Consider the following 20965-nt stretch of genomic DNA (forward strand, 5'->3'; position numbering starts at 1 on the left):
AGATTGAATCAACAAAGAAACGCAGCGCGGGGACTTACAAAAACTCTGCAGCATCTGCCGGCGAAAAAAACAGGCCCGCAGAACCACAGATCATTATCATATGAAAACAGGAGGATTCCACATGGCAAAGAAAGAAACTATCCCTACCATCATCGACACTCCAGAAGCCCTGACCGCGAAAATGGCTGCAATGAAAGAAGCACAGAAGATCTTCGCTACCTACACACAGGAGCAGGTTGACAAGATCTTTAAGGCAGCTGCTACTGCCGCTGACAAAATGCGTATCCCACTTGCCAAAATGGCTGTTGAGGAAACAGGCATGGGTATCATGGAAGACAAGGTTATCAAGAACCATTACGCAGCAGAGTATGTTTACAACGCATACAAGAACACACAGACATGTGGTGTTGTAGAAGAAGACAAGGCATACGGAATCAAGAAGATCCTGGAGCCTGTAGGACTGATTGCCGCAGTTATTCCGACGACCAACCCGACTTCCACAGCAATCTATAAATCTCTTATTTCCCTGAAAACACGTAACGCGATCATCATCAGCCCGCATCCGCGAGCTAAGAAATCTACGATCGAAGCAGCGAAAGTTGTTCTGGAAGCTGCTGTTGCTGCAGGTGCACCGGAAGGAATCATCGGATGGATCGATATCCCGAGCCTTGATCTTACCAACATGGTAATGCAGAACGCTGATATCATCCTTGCAACTGGTGGTCCTGGAATGGTTAAGGCAGCTTACTCCTCTGGTAAACCGGCTGTTGGTGTTGGACCTGGAAATACACCTGCCATCATTGATGACAGTGCAGATATCCGTCTTGCAGTTAACTCCATTATCCACTCCAAGACATTTGACAATGGTATGATCTGCGCTTCCGAGCAGTCCGTAACTGTTCTGGAGAGCATTTATAAAGAAGTAAAAGAAGAGTTCCTTTACAGAGGATGCTACTTCCTTAAGAAAGACGAGATCGAGAAAGTCAGAAAGACAATCCTCATCAACGGTGCGCTGAATGCCAAGATCGTAGGACAGAAAGCTGCTACCATCGCTGAGATGGCAGGCGTTACTGTACCGGCTGAGACCAAGATCCTCATCGGTGAGGTTGAGTCCGTTGATATCAGCGAGGAATTCGCACATGAGAAACTTTCCCCTGTACTTGCTATGTATAAGGCTAAGAATTTTGACGATGCTATCGCAAAAGCTGAGCGTCTTGTTGCAGACGGCGGCTATGGCCATACATCTTCCCTCTACATCAACGTAAATGAGACAGAGAAGATGGATAAATTCGAGGCAGCTATGAAGACCTGCCGTATCCTTATCAATACTCCTTCTTCCCAGGGTGGTATCGGTGACCTTTACAACTTCAAACTTGCTCCATCCCTCACTCTTGGCTGCGGTTCCTGGGGCGGTAACTCCGTATCCGAGAACGTTGGTGTTAAACACCTTCTCAATACCAAGACTGTTGCTGAAAGGAGAGAGAATATGCTCTGGATGAGAACACCGGAAAAGGTTTACTTTAAGAAAGGCTGTATGCCGGTTGCTCTTGATGAGCTCGGTACTGTTATGGGCAAGAAACGCTGCTTCATCGTAACAGACTCCTTCCTCTACAAGAACGGTTACACCAAACCAATCGAAGATAAACTGGATCAGATGGGCATCGTTCATACATGCTTCTCTGATGTAGCACCAGATCCATCTCTCGCTTCCGCAAAAGCAGGTGCCAAAGCTATGACAGCATTTGAGCCTGACTGCATCATCGCTCTTGGTGGTGGTTCCGCAATGGATGCCGGCAAGGTTATGTGGATGCTTTATGAGAATCCGGACGCTGACTTCTCCGATATGTCCATGGACTTCCTGGATATCCGTAAGAGAGTTTACACCTTCCCGAAGATGGGTAAAAAAGCTTACTTCGTAGCAATCCCGACATCTTCCGGTACAGGTTCCGAGGTTACACCTTTCGCCATCATCACAGATCAGGATACCGGCGTTAAATGGCCGCTGGCTGACTACGAGCTCCTTCCGGATATGGCGATCGTAGATACCAACAACATGATGAGCGCACCGAAGGGACTGACCCGTGCTTCCGGTATCGACGTTATGACACATGCCATCGAGGCTTACGTTTCCATGATGGCTTCCGATTACACAGATGGTCTTGCACTGAAAGCAATCAAACTGGTATTTGAGTATCTGCCACGTGCATACAAAGATGGCAACGATGTAGAAGCAAGAGATCATATGGCTAACGCTTCCTGCATGGCAGGTCTTGCATTCGCCAATGCATTCCTCGGCGTGAACCACTCTCTCGCTCACAAACTTGGTGCTTTCCATCACCTGCCACACGGTATCGCAAACGCAGTTGTTCTTCTGGATGTTATGCGTTACAACAGCGCTGAGGTTCCGACCAAGATGGGTACCTTCCCACAGTATCAGTATCCGAAGACACTTGCCCGCTATGCTGAGATCGGCCGTTCTGTAGGTCTTACAGGCAAGAACGATGCAGAAGTATTCGAAAAACTTCTTGCTAAACTGGATGACCTGATGAAGACAATCGAGATCATGCCTACAATCCGTGACTACGGCGTAGATGAGAAATACTTCCTGGAGACTCTGGATGAGATGTCCGAGCAGGCCTTCAATGACCAGTGCACCGGCGCTAACCCGAGATATCCACTTGTATCCGAGCTGAAAGATATCTATCTGAAAGCATACTACGGAGAAATGCCAAAGAAAGAAGAGAAAAAAGCCAAATAAATGTGGAACACCCTTCTAAGGGAACACAGCCGGGAGTTTATTCACTCCCAGCTGCGTTCCTCTGCTTATTTCCCTCTTACCAAAGATCCCCGATACAGTTCTGTATGAACAGGCTGTACCGGGGATCTCTTATGTAACCGCTTTGTGATTATCGTTTATTTTCGTTCATTTATTTCAGACCATACTCTGCCGCAAGTTTCTTAAACTCCGGAAGAGAATTTACAATGGTATCATAAGATACGCAGTATGCCAGTCTCACGTAACCAGGGCATGCGAAGGAGCTTCCCGGTACCATGAGGATGTTATATTTCTTGCCGGCCTCGCAGAAGGCTTTTTCGTCTTCAACCGGAGATTTTACGAAGAGATAAAATGCACCCTGTGGTTTGATGCACTCAAATCCGCACTCTTTCAGGCCATTGTAAAGTGCCTGGCGGTTCTTATCATAAGCTGCAAGATCTGTCTTTGCATCTACACATTTCGCAACTACTTTCTGGATCAGGGACGGTGCATTTACACATCCAAGTGTACGGTTTGCGATGGTTGCCGCTGAAATCAGCTCTTCACTTCCGTCTGCCTCATCCGGAATTACCAGATATCCGATACGTTCTCCAGGAAGGGAAAGAGATTTGCTGTAAGAATATCCCACAACTGTATTGTCATAATATTTCGTCAGGTACGGAACTTCCACGCCATCGTAAGCCAGCTCACGGTATGGCTCATCGGAGATCAGGTAGATCACGGTTCCGAACTCTTTCTGTTTTGCTTCCAGAATTGCGGAAAGTTTCCTGATTGTTTCTTCTGAATATACAACTCCGGTCGGATTGTGCGGAGTGTTTACGATAACTGCTTTTGTCTTCGGCGTGATCTTCTGCTCAAACTCGGCAAGGTTTGGCTGGAAAGTTGTGGTATCCGGAGAGATTTCCACAAGGACACCGTCATAATTGCGGACATATGCACCGTATTCCAGGAAATATGGTGCAAAAACGATTACTTCTTCTCCCGGGTTCAGGACTGTCTTCAGAATTACGTTCAGGCCGCTTGCAGCACCCACCGTCATGATCAGGTTTTTTGCAGAAAATTTTGTATCGAAACGTCTGTTTAAGGACTCTGCAATCGTCTGGCGTACATCCTCAAAACCTGCATTGCTCATATATCCGTGAAGAACAGTCGGATCGGTATTGTTTACAAGCTCAATAATTGCTTCACGAACACTGTCCGGTGCCGGTACACTCGGATTTCCAAGGCTGAAGTCAAAGACCTTATCTGCACCGTATTTTGCACGGAGACGGTTTCCTTCCTCAAACATCATACGGATGGCAGAATTGTTTTTTACGTAGGGTTTCATTTTTTCTGATATCATTTCGTGTTCTCTCCTTATTTCTGCGTCATCATTTTCACTGTTTTCTGACAATCTTGTTTATAATTGTACCCCGTTTCTGTCTGACGTGTCAATACTTTATCAAATTAAAGTGTCCATACCAAAAAAATCCCCGGAAAGGTACTGCCATTACCAGGGATTATCTTTGTTCACATTTTATCTTTTTATATTTCCCAGCTTCGTCCTCACACCCCACACAGCCAGCGAACTTCCCACCAGCGCGACCACGAACCCGGCCAGGACATCTGTTGGATAATGGACACCAAGATATAATCTTGAAAATGCTACCAGTGCTGCCAGGACTACTGCCGGGATTCCGATTTTCTTGGGGAGCATCCGAAGCATTACCAGGGCAACGGCAAAGGATGCTGTGGTGTGGCCTGAGGGGAAGGAAAAATCCGTCGGTTTGGCGATCAGCGGGATCAGGGCTTCGATTTCCGCAAAGGGTCTTGGCCTTGCTACTATGTTTTTGAGAAGCAAATTGGTAACAATTACTCCGAAAATCAGGGACAAAACTGCAGCATAACCTGTTTTTCTTGTCTTTGGAATGGCAAGAAGCACAACTGCACAGAGGATCCAGAACCATCCTCCGTTTCCCAGAAATGTAACGAACTTCATTAATGGTGTCAGCATATCCGTTCTTAAATGCTGCTGGATCTGGAGAAGAATTTCTCCGTCCAGATTCTGTACTGACTGTAAAAAAGTATTCATATGTATTCCCTTCTCTTTCTGCTGCGACAGACTGATAAAATACCCGGGCTCGTCTTCCGCCGCGCATTCTTTACTGTTGATTATTATACCGTATATCTCTTGATTTTCTGAGAACGAAAGCTAAATATTTTATAAATAAAACGCCCCTGCACTGTCCAAAACATCGCACAGCACAGAGGCGTCTCCTTCCCGTTACGTAAAACTTTCTATATCAACTTTTCTTTTTCTTACAGGATGCCTGCGCTTTGTATTTTATGCTTTACGCACCGCGCTCAGCTTCCCGCTCCTTGTAATGATGTGCTTCCTCCAGCATCATATCTTTCACCTTCATCAGTCGGATCTGAGTGCTTCTCTCGTTCTCATCCAGCTTCATGGTGATGTATTTGATGTTTGCCTGTGCTTCCGGTATGATGACATGTTCCAGAGCGTTTACACGACGCCTTGTTTTTTCGATCTCAGACGCCATCAGCTGACAGGCTTTTTCCACTTCTGCCAGGCGGAGCATATCCGGCAGGATATCCGCCAGGGATTTTACCGCTCCGTCCAGATCACTGGAGGTAAAAGCAAAACCATAGGAATAGATATCGTTGGCATCCGGTGTTCTTGTTTTATATTCAAAAACAGGAATATCCACACTCATGACATTCTTTTTGCCGGTTTCCAGATAGACTTCCTGCTTGGGAGCCATCAGGGCGGTGTTCAGAGTCTCCTCCGACATTCCGGCTTTTGCAATGACAAAATTGGTGTTGGCACTTCGGATACCAGCCTCTACTTTTTTACGCAGCTCCATGTTCTCGCGCACCAGATCCAGGAACTGTCGCATCAGCTCGTCCCGCTTATCCTTCAGAAGCTTATGGCCACGGACTGCAGTCACCAGCTTCTTTTTCTGCTTCGTAAGCTCCATACGGGTAGGATTCACCTGTGTTGATGCCACAAATCATCCCCCCTTTATACTTTTCCGTAATACTGGTCAAGGAATTTGTCATCGATACGTTTCAGCTCGCTTCTCGGAAGAATGGAAAGCAGCTTCCAGCCGATGGCCAGGGTTTCCTCGATATCACGGTTTGCCTGATAGCCCTGGGAAACATATTCCTTCTCAAAAGCATCCGCAAATTTCGCATAGATCAGGTCAATGTCAGAGAGGGCAGCCTCACCAAGAATGGTCATCAGCTCTTTGGCCTCTTTACCACGGGCATATGCGGCAAACAGCTGGTTCATGGTGTTGGCATGGTCTGCTCTTGTCTTACCCTCACCGATACCTTTATCTTTCAGTCGTGACAGAGACGGAAGAACATCAATGGGCGGTGTGATTCCTTTACGGTAAAGCTCACGGCTCAGAATGATCTGTCCCTCTGTGATGTAACCGGTAAGGTCAGGGATCGGATGGGTCTTGTCATCCTCAGGCATGGTCAGGATCGGAACCATGGTGATACTTCCTGCTTTTCCTTTCTGACGGCCTGCACGCTCGTAGAGAGAAGCAAGGTCTGTATACATGTATCCGGGATATCCACGACGGCCCGGAACCTCTTTACGTGCTGCAGAAACCTCACGGAGAGCATCCGCATAGTTTGTGATATCTGTAAGGATTACAAGAACGTGCATGTCTTTTTCGAAGGCAAGATACTCTGCTGCTGTCAGTGCCATTCGCGGAGTAGCGATACGCTCAACAGCCGGGTCATTTGCCAGGTTTACAAAAAGAACAGTACGGTCTATAGCCCCAGTTTCCTTAAAGCTCTCTACGAAGAAGTTTGACTCCTCAAAAGTGATACCCATGGCAGCAAATACAACGGCGAACTGCTCGTCTTTTCCGCGAACCTTCGCCTGTCTCGCGATCTGTGCCGCAAGCTGTGCATGAGGAAGACCGGATGCGGAGAAGATCGGAAGTTTCTGCCCACGTACCAGGGTGTTCAGTCCGTCAATAGCGGATACACCGGTCTGGATAAACTCCTCCGGATAACTTCTGGCTGCCGGATTCATCGGCAGGCCATTGATATCTCTTCTCTCTTCCGGAAGGATCTCCGGACCGTCATCAATGGGACGGCCCAGTCCGTCAAAGACACGGCCCAGCATATCGCCGGATACACCAAGCTCCATGCTTCGTCCCAGAAAACGTACTTTACTGTTGGAAAGGTTGATACCTGTGGAACTCTCAAACAACTGTACCAGCGCATTGCTTCCGTCAATCTCCAGAACACGGCATCTTCTTGTTTCGCCATCGGCAAGCTCAATCTCACCCAGCTCGTCAAATGCCACATCTTCAACGCCTCGTACCAGCATCAAAGGGCCGGCAACTTCCTGTATGGTCCTATATTCTTTTGGCATTTTACAGGCCCTCCTTTCCCAGAAGTTCCGCAGTCTCTGCTGCAAGCTGGCGGGTTACCTTCTCATATTCCGCTGCCAGCTGATCTTCTTTTGTATATTTGTAACGGCCGATCTGCTCACGTACCGGCAGTTTTACGATATCATTGATATCCGCGCCCTGTTTCAATGCATCCAGGCCTGCATCATAGAATGCAAGTACCAGACGCATCATGTTGTGCTGTTTTTCCAGAGATGTGTAGGTATCGATCTCGTGGAAAGAGTTCTGGTGAAGGAAGTCCTCACGGATGGAACGGGCTGCTTCCATTTTTAGGCGGTCGCCCGGGGAAAGTGCATCCATACCAACCATCTTTACGATCTCTTCCAGCTCTGCCTCTTCCTGAAGAAGGGTCATCATTCTCTGGCGGAGCTCCATCCAGTCATTGGCCACATTCTCGTCAAACCATCCGCCTACACTGTCCAGATACAGGGAATAACTGGTCAGCCAGTTGATTGCCGGGAAGTGACGTTTGTATGCAAGGTTTGCATCCAGTCCCCAGAATACCTTCACGATTCGAAGTGTTGCCTGGGAAACCGGCTCGGAAATATCACCACCAGGAGGAGATACGGCACCGATAGCTGTCAGGGCTCCTTCTCTTCCGTCTTTTCCATTACAGATCACGTGTCCGGCACGCTCATAGAACTGTGCAAGACGGGAACCCAGATACGCCGGGTAACCTTCCTCACCTGGCATCTCCTCCAGTCGTCCGGACATCTCACGGAGAGCCTCGGCCCATCTGGAAGTGGAATCCGCCATCAGCGCTACGGAATAACCCATGTCACGGAAATACTCCGCAATGGTGATACCTGTGTAAATAGAAGCCTCACGTGCCGCAACCGGCATGTCTGAGGTGTTTGCGATCAGAACAGTACGCTCCATCAGAGACTGGCCTGTTTTCGGGTCTTTCAGCTCCGGGAACTCGTTCAGAACGTCTGTCATCTCATTTCCACGCTCACCGCAACCGATATAAACTACGATATCTGCCTCTGCCCATTTTGCAAGCTGATGCTGGATAACGGTCTTGCCGCTTCCGAACGGGCCAGGAACTGCTGCCACACCACCCTTGGCGATTGGGAACATGGTATCAATAACACGCTGGCCTGTTACCAGAGGTTTTGCCGGCGGAAGTTTTTTCTTGTATGGACGGCCACGTCGTACCGGCCAGTGCTGCATCAGTGTCAGTTCTTTATCTCCGTCTGCCGTGGAAAGAACTGCAACGGTCTCATCTACGGTAAACTCACCGGATCTGATCTCTTTCAGAGTACCTTTCATATTGGGTGGTACCATGATCTTCTGTGTAACAACGATGGTCTCCTGAACAGTTCCGAGAACATCGCCACCTTCCAGCTCATCTCCCACTTTCGCAACCGGGACGAAATTCCATTTTTTGTCCCGCTTCAGTGCAGGTACCTCAACACCTCGTTTCAGGTTGTTGCTGCCTGCTACTTTCATAATGTCATCCAGCGGACGCTGGATTCCATCGTAAATACTTGTGATAAGGCCAGGTCCCAGTTCCACGGAAAGGGGAACTTCCATAGACTCTACCGGTTCTCCCGGGCGAAGTCCTGAAGTCTCCTCATATACCTGTATGGAAGCCTCATCTTCATGCATCTCAATAATCTCACCGATCAGACGCTGGCTGCTTACACGAACCACGTCATACATATTCGCATCTCGCATACCTTTGGCAATTACCAGCGGTCCTGCTACCTTCTTAATGGTCCCTCTGCTCATCTGAACCAATCACCTGCTTTCTTGTCACTCATTGCTGAAAAGAATATCGGAGCCAACTGCCGTCTCCACAGATTTCTTTACATTTTCAATTCCTGCGCCTGTATTTCCGGCAATTCCTGGTATCTGAATGATTGCCGGCATCAGCGCTTCACTGTATTTACTGATCTCAGCGGAAAGCTGGGCTGCCAGCTGTTCCGTAATATAAATAACCGCATATTCACCGGCTGCCAGACGGTTTAGCTTCTCTTTTCCCTCTGTGGGATCCTCCACCGGAAAGGTATCAAGTCCAAGCGCCGCAAACCCGTAAATGCTGTTATAATCACCCAAAACCGCGATCTTATACATACATTTCCCTTGCCCTTTCCCGGATAAACTCTTCCGGAAGGCCGCTGCGCTTTCCGGTGAGAATGATCCGCACCGTCTTGATCTCATTCTCACGGGCGAGCACATAGGCTACCAGCGGTCCCAGTGAAAATGAATTGTACAGCTGAGGGCGGATGGTCTCCATGATCTGGTTGTCACACCATCTCTCAAAAGCGGAAGCCGATTCCGCCAGCGCCAGAGCTCCGTCCCCGTATTTCGTTTCTGCCAGATAACTCATGATCTGATCCATTCCGCTGACTGTAGCGTGGATCAGTCTTTCCTTATCCAGTGTGTCACATTCTGCCATGGCTTTTTTCATGAAGTCCGAGCTTTTTCCTGTTTTGCAGGCACGGACTGCAATCCGGATATCTGCTACTGCAACCGTGGATTCCGCATACTGCCGGACGATCTCTTCTTTTGACCGTTCTCCGGCTTTTTTTATGGCATCCAGTGCTGCCCGGTCTACGATAATATCCGCAAGCTGTCCGTCTCTTGTGTGCAAAAAGGTCTCATAGGCTTCTCTTGCTACTTCCCGCATATCTTCCGGAAAACGGTCGTATTCTTTATCCTTCAGGAATTTCACCATATCCTCGCCGTCAATGGCACAGTCGCTGAAAAAAATATTCGGCGTTGTCCCATCCAGGATGCTGGCCTTCACAGCCGCTTTCAGGTTATGGAAAAGATCCTGATAAGAGAGAACGGAAAAAACAGATCGGTCCGCTACCAGCGAATCCATGATCTCCCAGATCTTTTCTCGCTCCCTGGAAAGAATGGCGTCCGCACCGGCTGCAGGATCACCGTTTCCCCAGCCCTTCTCTGTAAGGATCTGAAGGCACTGCTGCTCATCCTGACATGCCAGAAGCTGTTCGATCGCCGCCTGATTCAGAAGTCCGGTCTCCAGAACACGTATCCGCGCCACCGCATAGGCATAATCTTCACCAAACATATTTCACGCCCTCCTTTTTGCGATGGTGTTTTACGCAAACAAAATCTTTCTTACCTGATCCAGAAGTTCATCCCGTTTCTCTGCAAACATGGCATCAATGGAACAGTTTTCCTCAATGCCGCCGTATACCAGGATAAAACCTCCGTCTATATTTCTGGCTTCACCGGAAATCTCCAGTGTGCCGCCTTTTTTCTGTGCCAGGCCTTTAATCTCCTCACGGAAATTCGCCGGCATACGTTCCAGATCCTTCTTTGAAAAACAGATCTCTCCTTCTCTTGGAAGCAGATATTTCTCTGCCATACTCTTAAGGATCTCAAAATATTTTCCTTCATCCAGATTCTTCACACGGTCACAGGCATCCGCAATCACCTTCCCGATCAGCTCCTGCTTGGCTGCAAGAACTGCGGTACGTTTCTTCATATCTGCGGCGGAAGCTGTCCGCTCTTCATAGCTTTTCACCTTTGCCCTGGACTGTTCTTCCCTCTGCTGCCGGATCTTATCTGCTTTTTCTCCGGCTTCCCCGAGGATCTCCGCGGCTTTTTTCTCCGCGTCACTGATCATAACGGCTGCAGAAGCATCGGCTTCTTCAAGAATCTGGCTTACCATCTTCTCTAATCCTGTCATGATCTGCCCCTCCTGATGAATCAAACCTGAATTCCGCTGACTGCAAGAATAGAGATCAGAAGAGCCAGAATCGCATATGTCTCAACCATTGCCGGGAAAAGCATAGCTTTACCGAACTGCTCCGGCTTCTTGGCTACGATGCCGATGGAAGCTACGGAAGTTTTTCCCTGATGGATTGCGGAAAGAAGACCTGCAATGGCGATTGGAAGACATGCCACAAAGATCATAAGTCCGGTTTCCAGAGAAATATCGGCAACACCGCCGCCCAGGATTCCGACCTTGGAAAGTGCAAGGAATGCTACCAGCAGTCCGTAAATACCCTGGGTACCAGGAAGAAGCTGAAGAAGCAGAACCTTGGCAAATTTGTCCGGATCTTCTGTTACAACGCCTGCTGCTGCACGGCCGGCTGTACCAACGCCGATAGCGGAACCTATACCTGCAAGAGCTACGGAAATTGCTGCTCCCAATAATGCCCAAACGATACCACTCATAATATTAATCCTCCTTAATATCTACATATTTTGTATTTTCGCGGAAGGGGTGGAACTCTTTTCCTCCGCCCTCAAAGAATTTGCCGAAGAACTCTACGTACTGTAATCGGCAGGTGTGCACGTATGCACCCAGAAGATTGATCAGAAGGTTAAACGTATGACCAATCACAAATACAAGAATAAATACGATCCATCCAAAAATACTGTCTCCCAGCATACTGCCCATCTGGTTCATTACCGACGCAATAACACCGGTGGCAAGTCCCAGGGCCAGAAGTCTGGAATAGGAAAGGATATCACTGACCCATCCTGTGATGTTATAAAGGTCGTAAGCTCCAAGCGCCAGCCGGAGGAACGGATTCTTCTTATCTCTTCCTGACATGAAGAGAATTCCCACTGCTCCGATGATGGCCATCCATTTGCCCACCTGTATCACTGCGGACGGAAGGTTCAAGTCCATCTGAGAAATAGAACGGAACATGCTGCTCGGGATAAAGATGAGGATCAGTCCCATAAGGAGCATGAACCAGAGTACTACATCGCAGAAAAAGTCGAGATATTTTTTGTCACGGATCAGCATGTAGCCCTTAAGTCCCATTCCAAGGAACATATGGATCAGGCCAAACAGCATGGAGAACACCAGGAGTCTCATAGGCTCATTCAACGGTGCAAACCATACCGGCTTCACAGTGACCGGTTTATGCAGATATACTCTTGAGAATACATCGATGAAATCTCCGAAATATCCGCCAAACATTACGCCCCAGAACAAAGTGGACAGTCCACAGTACATGAACAGCCGGATGGATTTCTGCATTCCGCTTTCCATTCTGGGGAATTTCAGAAGCACTCCCAGACAGACCGCAAACACGATCAGCCCGTAGGCCGCATCTGATAACATCAGTCCGAAAAGGAATACATAACAGGCTGTCATAATGGTGGACGGATCGATCTCTCCCTTTCCGGGAAGACCAAACGCTGCCAGAACTCCTTCTCCTGCCGCTCCGAATCTGCTGTTCTGAAGGGCAACCGGAACATTTTCTCCATCAGCATCTTCTGCTTCAAAAACAATATCGTACTTCTCCGTAAGCCGTTTCTCCATTGCGGGAACCTGTTTCTTCGGAAGATATCCTGTCACAAAAAAAGTGCTCTCTGACTGGCGGAGCTGACCTAAAACTTCATATTTCTGTGCACGGATCCGGAAGTAATCGGATACAAGCTGAAGGGAGTTCTTCCTGTCATGAAGATTACGGATCTGCTCCCGGATCTGTTCGGATTCTTCCTGGATGCGCACCACTTCATTCTTAAGGTTCTCCAGTTCCTGTGCCGGAACCTCTGATACCAGCTGTGCCGGCCTTGCAAATCCCTGCATACGGAGTGCTTCCTCCATCTCCTGTGCCTGTGTCTTCAGACAGACAACCACCAGGCTCAGCTTCCCGGCATCATTTGAGATTTCCTGGATGTCAAAAGCTTCAAGCTGTGGCGCATCCACTGCCAGCTGGCTGTATACCTGGTCCAGAGTTACATTCCCGTCGATACTTCCCACAAGTACTGCGGCTTTGGCTGTTCCCTGTGAATTCATGGGGATGTCCAGATTCAGCCATGGAGCAAGCGCTGCTTCCTGCTGTTCGATCTTAACTACCGCTGCGCTGTTCTCTGTGAGTTTCTTCCGATATCCCAGGATTTCTCTGGCTGATTTCAGGATCTCTTCCTGATCCCGGATGGCTTCTTCCTCCTGCTTCCTTCCGATCAGAGGCTTTCCTGCCAGGGATGCCAGCATGGATTCCTTCTCCTTCGAAAATTCATCCAGAATCTCGATTGCCTGATCACACAGGGATGCGTTCTTTTCGAAAATCATTCTGGCATTCATGGTATCCATGGTCTTAAGCTCCGGATCCAGTTCCGCCGCATCGATCTCCAATACTCCAAGCGACTGCAGTTCTTCCAATATGGCCTTACGGTTCTTCTTCATAGCGCAGATACTGATTCGCTGCATCTGCAATACTGCCATTTTCGCATTCCCCCTCTCAGAACAAACTGTCCATTACTGCCTGGATGGCCTGCTCATGCTTCGACTCCGCTTTCTTTTTCAAAGCTGCAAGCTCCTCCTCTACCTGTCCAATGACAGTGTTCTCTGTACTGTGTGCACGTTCCTCGGCTGCTTTCATATCAGATGCCGCCTGTTCGCCTGCGGTTGTTTCCGCTTTTCTGATAATCTCCTCCGCCTCTTTTTCAGCTTCGCTGATGATACTCTGTGCACGGACGGATGCGTCTTTTATTTTCTGCTGTGCTTTTGCCTCCGCCTCTTTCACTGCCTTGATCGTTTCCTGGATCATCTGATCACCGCCTCTCTGCATATCCAAATTGTATCACAATTATGTTTTTAAAACAACGATTATTATGCAATTTAACGAAAAATATATTTGTTTTGTGTCAAAAAATCATCAAATTCGTTATATTTTTACCATTTTTTCGCAAACTTTTTATTTGTTTATTCTGTTCATATTTTTTGTTTTTATTCGCAAAAAATGTTCTGTAAAACAAAAAAACCATCCACCAGATGAAATCTTTTTTATGTCTTCATCTGGTAAATGGCTTTTAATTTTTTTGCAGTTGCTGTCTGTCAGTTATACATATAATTTGCGTAGTCTTCGCTTTCAAGATTCTCTGCATCGATCCACGCCGGGTCAAGCAGAACCTGTTTTTCTATTTTTGTTTCTTTCTTCGGTGCCGTGGACTGAATGGCTGCCCACATGGTCTGATATCCCATTGCATATGGATTCTGGGAAAGAACTCCAAGTTCTTCTCCGTTTTTGATCGCTTCCTGCTGTTTGCTGGTGGCGTCCACACCTACCATGGCAACTTTATTTTCACCGTTATCCTTGTTTACTTCCAGGAACATCTCGGAAACATTGGCATTGATGCAGAAAACTCCATCCAGTGCAGGATATTTGTCGAGAACTTCTTTCATGGCTTCCTTCATATCGTCAACCTGATCGGAATAGATGGTTTCTACCACCTTAATATCCGTATAGTTGGCAATATTATCAAGAAATCCCTGCACTCGTTCCTGAGCGCTCTGTGTCTTCTCCTGTGCGGAAAAAACTGCTACATTGCCCATTTTTCCAATTGCACTTCCCAGTTTATAGGCTGCATATTTACCAATCTGTGTATTGTCTGTTCCACGGAAAGCTCTGATCAGTTTCGTGTCACTGACATTGGAATCAAAAGCAATGACCGGGATTCCATTCTCCTTGGCTGCCTCCAGCTGTGCCTGGCAGGATTCCATATCTCCGGCTGAAAGGCAGACAACTGACGGGTTCTCGGCGATTACTGCATCGAGAGTATTGATCTGGCTTTCCACATCTTCCTCGTTATCCGGTCCCTCAAAAGTCATTGTGATCTGGTCCTCTTTTTTGAATCCATAAGCTGTGTTTACGTCCTTTACCGCAGCTTCCATTCCTTCTTTTACTTTATCCCAGAATTCACCTTTTTTACTCTTACTGACAACTGCGATCCTGGCTCCTGACTCTATGGAAAGAGTTGTATCAATTTCCGGAATTGCCGGATTCTTCTCTTCTTCCATTTCCTGTGCTTCAGGGGTTTCCTGGACATCTGCTACAAGCGGTGCAACAAGCTTCTCTACTTCTTCCTTCTGGCAGCCTGTCAGCAGAGTCGCCGCAGCCAACAAGGCCACTGACATTACTGCAACTCTTTTCATTGTAATCTCCTCTTCCTCGCTGGTTACTGTTCTTCATGGCCTCTCTTATCCGTCCACAGTAACGTATACTTTACAAAAATCTTACATTTGGTTACTCGCTTTTTACATTATACACTTTTTCGTATTTCCGTCCAGAGTTTTTACAGTTTTTTCACAAAATCCAGAAATGCGCTGCCCTGAGGCTCTGTCTGGAATTTCATTGGCTTTCCTGTTTTTGGATGTCTGAATTCCAGGCTACAGGAACAAAGTCCAAGAGACGTTCCTTTTTCACCGGCGGGATTGTATTTCCGATCCCCAAGAAGGGGAATTCCTGCCTGAGAAAGCTGTACCCGGATCTGGTGATGACGTCCTGTTTCCAGCTTGATTCTCAGAAGCGTGCGTTTCTTTCCGTTTATTTCTTTTTGGTCAAGGACTTTATAATGAAGGATTGCCTTTTTTGCACCAGGTGTATTTTCCGGTACTGCCTGAGACATGTTTGCTCTTCCGTTCTTTTTCAGATAGCTGATAAGAGTTCCCTCCTGCTCTTTTGGTACTCCTTCGGTTACTGCCAGATAATACTTTCCGGCGCCGCCTGCCATCATCTGTTTGCTTAAGTTTCCGGCTGCTCCCGGAGTTTTTGCAAATACAAGTACACCTTCTACCGGCTGGTCAAGGCGGTGAACCACTGCCAGGTATGGCATTTTTCCGGGTGCTTTCTGCGCCAGGTAATTTTTGAGGGCGCTTTCCAGGTCCATAGTTCCGATTCCTGCTGCCTGTACCGGCATTCCGGATGGTTTTCTGCATACAAGAATTTCTTTATCTTCATATAAAATGTTTTCTTCGATCTGACTGTTCCACATAGATTCTTTTCGTTGCTGTCCTGTGTAATATTCCGCGGGATATTTTTGTGATGTGGTGGAATATGGAATTTCGCAACTTTCTTCCTTTCTCAGAGAAGTATAACCGATGATATTTGGGATAGCAACTGGTAAATCAACGCACAATGAGACGGTCATCACTTTTTTTACTTTAACAGCTTCCAAAAATGATGACCGTCTCAACACTCTTCGTTATTCAATTTTTCTTCCTCTTAGTTTTTGAATAATGTTTTCTGGTTATATGATTTTTTTGTTAATCGAAATCTCTGATTTTATATGGTTATAAAATAATTTCGATTCTCTTTATTCTATTTTTTACACTTTTCTTTTTCTACGTTCTCTCTTCTTTTTTATTTCCTGCTCATAAACGATTGATATATGTAAATATATCTTTTCGATTATTTAGAAAGTTCTATAGGATTGAAATCGATTTGTCCGAGGTTCGATTTCTTTTTTTGAAGAATTTCGGTGGTTACACTTTTTTCTGTTTCCTAAACAATTCTGGACTTAACTTCTTAAATTCAAAACCGTTTGTCATCTCTGTACTTTATGATCTGCTGATTCAAATCGACCTATTGGGATTTTCTCCTCTGCAGCCCTTCTAAAGTATCCTGAAAAAAGTTCCTGCCCGTTTCTTCTATTATTAATATCCTATCAGATATTCTTCTGATGCAAAGCTTCAATCCATATCCTTATGAATCTGATATGCATTTCAAAGTATCGTTCTCATCTTCACTTCTGTTCCTGGAATCTCTTCTTTCCAACGAACCGGTGAGCTGAGGGTTTTACTCTTTCGGGAAATATTTCTTTACATATTTCCTGAAATCTTTGTATCAGGTGTGCGACAGTTGTTCAATATGAGTTACCGATTCTATAATACCTGAAATACTGAATTCCTTATGTTTCTGATTTCTCTCATTTTAACTGATGTTAAAATATAAGTAAGATTTAAGAGGTTCTTATTTATATCTTATGAGAGAAACTGATGTATTTCTTAAGGGATATCATTATGTGATATGTATCAGGTCTTTCTTGCAGGAAATTCGGTTCCTGTCACTCTCATATTGATGGATGTGGTTGTTTATGTTCCCACTGGAATCACCTTTTCCTTTCTTTTTTTTCATCCTTTCATGTGCATCTATGCTATGAATTGAATGAATTTCTGATTTTTTTGTTTTTGTTTTTTCTCTTGTTCTTTTTGATGGTCTTATAATAACACTGTTGTTTTGTTTTGTCAATACATTTTTGTATTTTTATATTAATATTTTTGTTTATTATTTGTTTTATGTTTTTATATTTTACTATTTGTTTGTATTTTCGATTATTTTCTGTTAATTTATTTGTTTTATCCGTTAAGATGATAGCTTCACAGAGGATATCCTATACGTCAACTGAATTCAGCCTGTTCTTTTCGCCAAAAAATCCCCGACCGGAAGATTTTGTCTGATTGACCTTTCTTCTGACCGGGGATTTGAGTATAGATGTCTGAAAAAGCTGTTTGTCATATGTACCATCAGCCTTTCCGCTGTTTTCATGAATTTTGGAAATTTCTTGTACTTCATCATAATTTGTATTAAGTGGTTGTCCCGTCAGTGAACTGAAAAAATACTTTTCCGGATGTTTAGTCATATCTGTTACAATAGTATTCCTAAGTTTTCCTGTGGAGTCTTTATCATCAAATTCCACATCGCTTTCATTTAAGAATTCATCACCATTATTCAAAAGTATTGTAGATAGATTCAGTGGCCATACCCAGTAGATTGAATAGTTGTATTTTGTATCTTTTTTTGCATTCTGTATCTTGATTTGAAACTTTCCGTCTTTGATCCAAGTGTATTTTATTGTATTTTCATCAGACTGTTTTTCTCCCAGGAAATACAGGATATGCCCGCTCAGCAGACCTGCTTCCGCAGTGTTATTTCCTACAGTTACCGGCTTATCTGTCTCAATATGAAACGGAGAAATATCCAGAGAGAAGTCCAATGATAAATATCCTGCTTCATATGGTTTAATAAAAAAATCCAGCTTTCCTTTCGTGCCCGGCTCCATGGCGTACTCTTTTCTATACTCCGCTCCGGTGGTCTCATTGAAGCTGTCTCCATCCTTATAGTTTTTCATATTACTGTTTTCACTCAGCATCCAGTTTATGCTTCCACCCTGAGATGTGTTAATTCCATTTTTTATTCTCTGCAGAAGATCATCATGAACACCGGCTTTTCCCTCTGAGCCGATCTCTATCCCCGAATATTTTGCACTGACTGTTCCAGAAGTTCCGCTTACCCGGTTATTACTGACAAACCAGGCAATACAGATCGCGATAAAAGCAATAGCTGCGGCTGCTATAAATATAATGCTTCGTGCAACTTTTCTTTTATTATTTTCAATTTCTTTCTCAAGCTCTTCCGGCGATAACTGCTCTATCTCATTCTGCAGTTTTACTTTTCTGTCTGTCATCTGATCACCTTATCTGTTTCTTTACAGTAAATGGGCATTCGAATTCTGCTCCATGCTTTGCATTCAAAAAGGAATTTCTGATATTGAACTGTATCACTGATTCCTTTCCAATTTTCATTGTTTTTCATTTTAGCATATAGAATGAAGGTTGTAAATTTCAACTATTTTACACATTGATTTTTTCAACTTTCCGGACAAAAAATAAAACCTGCCTGGGAATCATCTTTTCAGATAAAACCCGGCAGGCTGCTTCTGTTAAATATGTTTTTCTGCTTTTTATATCCATTTGTCACTGTTCAATGGCCTGCGTTTCGGTGCCCCTCCCGCCGATTTTTATTCTTCTTATCGTCTTTTCCAACGTCTTCATATCAACCGGCTTTGAAATATGGGCATTCATACCGGCTGCCAGAGAATACTGAATGTCCTCAGAAAATGCATTGGCGGTCATAGCAATGATCGGAATCGTCTTTGCCAGTTCATGAGTACTCCTGCGGATTGCTCTCGTTGCATCATAGCCATTCATAACAGGCATCTGCACATCCATCAGGATCATGTCATAATCCCCTGGGGCAGACTGTTCAAATGCCTCCAGAACTCTTTCACCATTTTCACAGATGATACACTCTGCGCCCTCAATCTTTAACAGTTCCATCAGGATTTCTGCATTTAGCTCATTATCCTCTGCACACAGGAACCTCATTCCTTTCAAGGTATTACTATCCGGTTCATCTATTTCTTCCTGTGCTGTCAAAACAACCTTTCTGCCCTCTGCAATTCTCAGATCTATGAGAACCTCAAAACAGCTTCCCTGTCCCAGTTCACTCTCCACATCAATGGTGCCTCCCATTGCTTCAACCAGATTTTTGGTAATAGCCATTCCAAGACCGGTTCCCTGTATCTTATTAGTCACAGAACTTTCAGCCCGGGTAAAAGCATCAAAGATCGTCTCTTTAAAATCTGCCGACATTCCTATTCCATTATCGCTGACTAAGAAACGGTACTTTGCGTAGACAGATGACTTTGTCTCACATTCTTCTACCAGAAACTGAATTTTTCCACCTTTCTGCGTATATTTCACTGCATTAGAAACCAAGTTGCTGAAAATCTGCATTAAATGAACCTTGTCACCATTCACCCACTCGTGCCGGATGTTTTCTTTTATGATCGTAAGAGTCTGGTTTTTTTCGTCTATCTGTGAATGGAATATGGTATTGAGTTCTGTAATAAAATCCAAGATGGAAAAATCGGTATACTTAAAAACTGTTTTTCCTGCCTCAATTTTGCTCATATCCAGAACATCATTGATGATTCCTAACAGATGCTGTGATGAAATGTCTATTTTATCTGCATACTCTATTACTTTCGCTTTATTGCCTGCATCATGTCTGATCAATGACGTCATACCGATAATTGCATTCATTGGTGTACGAATATCATGTGACATATTGGACAAGAAATCTGTTTTCGCCTTATTTGCATTTTCAGCTGTCTGCAAGGCTTCCGTTGCAATGTCCTTTGCCTTTTTCAGTTTTTTATTGGCGACTTGCATTTCCCTCAATGCCTGTATCTGAATCGCATTATTTCTTTTTTCATATTCAGCTTTTTGATCAGCAAGACGGCGTCTGGAAATACTGTAGAATAATCCGGCAAAAAGCAAAAGTATAAAACCTGCCATGAGTAATGTTGTAAATCCTATTGTTTTCTGATAACCTTTCAGTACATTATCTACAACACTCTTTTCTACAATACAGATCAGCATGGTGTTATTATTTTCTATCGGACAGTATCCCAGATAGTAAGGTTTGTCACTTCCCAGAAGTTCTACCCCCTGTTCTCTGCCATCCAGCTTTTTTTGAAGAGAATCAGCCTCTTCCTCAGTGATAGCCTGATCTCCTTTTAAATGCTTTAACAAAAAATAGTTCCTAAAAAATTTATCTTCTTTCTGATTTGTATAAGTAATATTTCCGTCGTTATCCAGCATAAACAGATACGCATTCCCGTTATAGCTTTTCAAACTTAACATGGAATCTAATTTTGAATGATCATACAAGGTTCCAATTGCCGTATAAGTTTCCCCATTAATCGTATATTCCTGACATGGAATTGCAACCAGATAACCATCTTTTTTCTTCTGGTTGTAATCAAGAGAAACCAATTTTCCAATATTATATCCGTTCCTCAAATCCAACAAAAGTTTACTTGGCATGTCAACCCGAAGTTTTGTTCCATCAGTGGTTATTGCCTTTCCATTTTCCTGGAGAAATATAAGTGTACTTTCAGATTCTTTCTGCCATGCCTCAAAGAACTTCTTGTTTCTATCCAGTTCAATAGATCTCACTTCCTTTTGAATAAGAGAATCCTCAAGCAAATGCAGCTGGCTGTAGTATCCATTCACCTGCAGATCATAGGTCTGCTGTATCTGTTCAACAACAGCTCCCATACTGCTTTTCCCGTTTTCCGCGATATAGCTGTTCATCCTGTTCAAAAGGAGCTTTACAAAAATTAAGCTTAAAAGTATAAGAATTAAAAAAAACAATGGTACTATGATCTTTTTTCTTTTTGTTATCAC

General features: G+C 44.9%; 16 protein-coding genes. 1 reads left to right on the plus strand and 15 read right to left on the minus strand.

The features are described from left to right. Positions 1 to 121 precede the first annotated feature (121 nt). Complete coding sequence (gene adhE, locus GPK88_RS01660) at positions 122 to 2758, plus strand: bifunctional acetaldehyde-CoA/alcohol dehydrogenase (RefSeq protein ID WP_173761980.1); 2637 nt, start codon at positions 122 to 124, stop codon at positions 2756 to 2758. Between the two features lie 169 nt (positions 2759 to 2927). Here adhE and GPK88_RS01665 read toward each other — a convergent pair whose 3' ends face one another. The 15 genes from GPK88_RS01665 to GPK88_RS01735 form a co-directional block, all read right to left on the minus strand. Next, complete coding sequence (locus tag GPK88_RS01665; protein ID WP_173761979.1) at positions 2928 to 4118, minus strand: pyridoxal phosphate-dependent aminotransferase; 1191 nt, start codon at positions 4116 to 4118, stop codon at positions 2928 to 2930. 174 nt (positions 4119 to 4292) lie between these two features. Further along, on the minus strand, positions 4293 to 4847 hold the full coding sequence (locus GPK88_RS01670) for a phosphatase PAP2 family protein (RefSeq protein ID WP_173761978.1): 555 nt from the start codon (positions 4845 to 4847) through the stop codon (positions 4293 to 4295). 259 nt (positions 4848 to 5106) lie between these two features. Continuing rightward, positions 5107 to 5781: a V-type ATP synthase subunit D gene (locus GPK88_RS01675; RefSeq protein ID WP_021975777.1), complete on the minus strand. Its 675-nt coding sequence runs from the start codon at positions 5779 to 5781 to the stop codon at positions 5107 to 5109. 14 nt (positions 5782 to 5795) lie between these two features. Further along, the gene (locus GPK88_RS01680; protein WP_118061791.1) at positions 5796 to 7169 is read right to left on the minus strand and encodes a V-type ATP synthase subunit B; all 1374 of its coding nucleotides are present in this window, start codon (positions 7167 to 7169) and stop codon (positions 5796 to 5798) included. Between the two features lies 1 nt (position 7170). Next, entirely contained in the window at positions 7171 to 8940 is a 1770-nt protein-coding gene (locus tag GPK88_RS01685) for a V-type ATP synthase subunit A (protein WP_148445285.1), read from the minus strand. 24 nt (positions 8941 to 8964) lie between these two features. Next, complete coding sequence (locus GPK88_RS01690) at positions 8965 to 9285, minus strand: V-type ATP synthase subunit F (protein WP_147602678.1); 321 nt, start codon at positions 9283 to 9285, stop codon at positions 8965 to 8967. After that, positions 9278 to 10249 (minus strand): V0D/AC39 family V-type ATPase subunit, encoded by a 972-nt coding sequence (locus GPK88_RS01695; RefSeq protein WP_174095771.1) that lies wholly within the window; start codon positions 10247 to 10249, stop codon positions 9278 to 9280. The genes GPK88_RS01690 and GPK88_RS01695 overlap by 8 nt, the downstream gene beginning before the upstream one ends. 30 nt (positions 10250 to 10279) lie before the next feature. After that, positions 10280 to 10873, minus strand: a complete 594-nt coding sequence (locus GPK88_RS01700) for a V-type ATP synthase subunit E (RefSeq protein WP_021977448.1) — start codon at positions 10871 to 10873, stop codon at positions 10280 to 10282. 20 nt (positions 10874 to 10893) lie between these two features. Then, on the minus strand, positions 10894 to 11364 hold the full coding sequence (locus tag GPK88_RS01705; protein WP_015526259.1) for a V-type ATP synthase subunit K: 471 nt from the start codon (positions 11362 to 11364) through the stop codon (positions 10894 to 10896). A 4-nt stretch (positions 11365 to 11368) separates the two neighbouring features. After that, positions 11369 to 13375, minus strand: a complete 2007-nt coding sequence (locus GPK88_RS01710; RefSeq protein WP_174095772.1) for a V-type ATP synthase subunit I — start codon at positions 13373 to 13375, stop codon at positions 11369 to 11371. A gap of 16 nt (positions 13376 to 13391) precedes the next feature. Beyond that, the gene (locus GPK88_RS01715; protein WP_173761974.1) at positions 13392 to 13700 is read right to left on the minus strand and encodes a hypothetical protein; all 309 of its coding nucleotides are present in this window, start codon (positions 13698 to 13700) and stop codon (positions 13392 to 13394) included. Positions 13701 to 13987: 287 nt separating this feature from the next. Continuing rightward, a complete protein-coding gene (locus GPK88_RS01720) occupies positions 13988 to 15085 on the minus strand; it encodes a substrate-binding domain-containing protein (protein WP_173761973.1) in 1098 nt (365 codons plus the stop codon). Positions 15086 to 15225: 140 nt separating this feature from the next. Continuing rightward, complete coding sequence (locus GPK88_RS01725; protein ID WP_330626523.1) at positions 15226 to 16125, minus strand: RluA family pseudouridine synthase; 900 nt, start codon at positions 16123 to 16125, stop codon at positions 15226 to 15228. 1197 nt (positions 16126 to 17322) lie between these two features. Next, the gene (locus tag GPK88_RS01730; RefSeq protein ID WP_174095773.1) at positions 17323 to 18396 is read right to left on the minus strand and encodes a hypothetical protein; all 1074 of its coding nucleotides are present in this window, start codon (positions 18394 to 18396) and stop codon (positions 17323 to 17325) included. A gap of 289 nt (positions 18397 to 18685) precedes the next feature. Then, positions 18686 to 20872 carry an ATP-binding protein gene (locus tag GPK88_RS01735; protein WP_252197658.1) on the minus strand — a complete coding sequence of 729 codons (2187 nt, stop codon included), beginning with the start codon at positions 20870 to 20872 and terminating at the stop codon, positions 18686 to 18688. Positions 20873 to 20965: the final 93 nt, after the last annotated feature.

Source organism: Blautia sp. MCC269 (assembly GCF_018785655.1).
In the GTDB taxonomy this organism is placed as follows: domain Bacteria; phylum Bacillota; class Clostridia; order Lachnospirales; family Lachnospiraceae; genus Blautia_A.

Coding starts and splice junctions, on each gene's coding strand:
- adhE (WP_173761980.1), top strand. CDS start 122: ATGGCAAAGAAAGAAACTATCCCTACCATCATCGACACTCCAGAAGCC.
- GPK88_RS01665 (WP_173761979.1), bottom strand. CDS start 4,118: ATGATATCAGAAAAAATGAAACCCTACGTAAAAAACAATTCTGCCATC.
- GPK88_RS01670 (WP_173761978.1), bottom strand. CDS start 4,847: ATGAATACTTTTTTACAGTCAGTACAGAATCTGGACGGAGAAATTCTT.
- GPK88_RS01680 (WP_118061791.1), bottom strand. CDS start 7,169: ATGCCAAAAGAATATAGGACCATACAGGAAGTTGCCGGCCCTTTGATG.
- GPK88_RS01685 (WP_148445285.1), bottom strand. CDS start 8,940: ATGAGCAGAGGGACCATTAAGAAGGTAGCAGGACCGCTGGTAATTGCC.
- GPK88_RS01690 (WP_147602678.1), bottom strand. CDS start 9,285: ATGTATAAGATCGCGGTTTTGGGTGATTATAACAGCATTTACGGGTTT.
- GPK88_RS01695 (WP_174095771.1), bottom strand. CDS start 10,249: ATGTTTGGTGAAGATTATGCCTATGCGGTGGCGCGGATACGTGTTCTG.
- GPK88_RS01700 (WP_021977448.1), bottom strand. CDS start 10,873: ATGACAGGATTAGAGAAGATGGTAAGCCAGATTCTTGAAGAAGCCGAT.
- GPK88_RS01705 (WP_015526259.1), bottom strand. CDS start 11,364: ATGAGTGGTATCGTTTGGGCATTATTGGGAGCAGCAATTTCCGTAGCT.
- GPK88_RS01710 (WP_174095772.1), bottom strand. CDS start 13,375: ATGGCAGTATTGCAGATGCAGCGAATCAGTATCTGCGCTATGAAGAAG.
- GPK88_RS01715 (WP_173761974.1), bottom strand. CDS start 13,700: ATGATCCAGGAAACGATCAAGGCAGTGAAAGAGGCGGAGGCAAAAGCA.
- GPK88_RS01720 (WP_173761973.1), bottom strand. CDS start 15,085: ATGAAAAGAGTTGCAGTAATGTCAGTGGCCTTGTTGGCTGCGGCGACT.
- GPK88_RS01730 (WP_174095773.1), bottom strand. CDS start 18,396: ATGACAGACAGAAAAGTAAAACTGCAGAATGAGATAGAGCAGTTATCG.
- GPK88_RS01735 (WP_252197658.1), bottom strand. CDS start 20,872: ATGAACAGCTATATCGCGGAAAACGGGAAAAGCAGTATGGGAGCTGTT.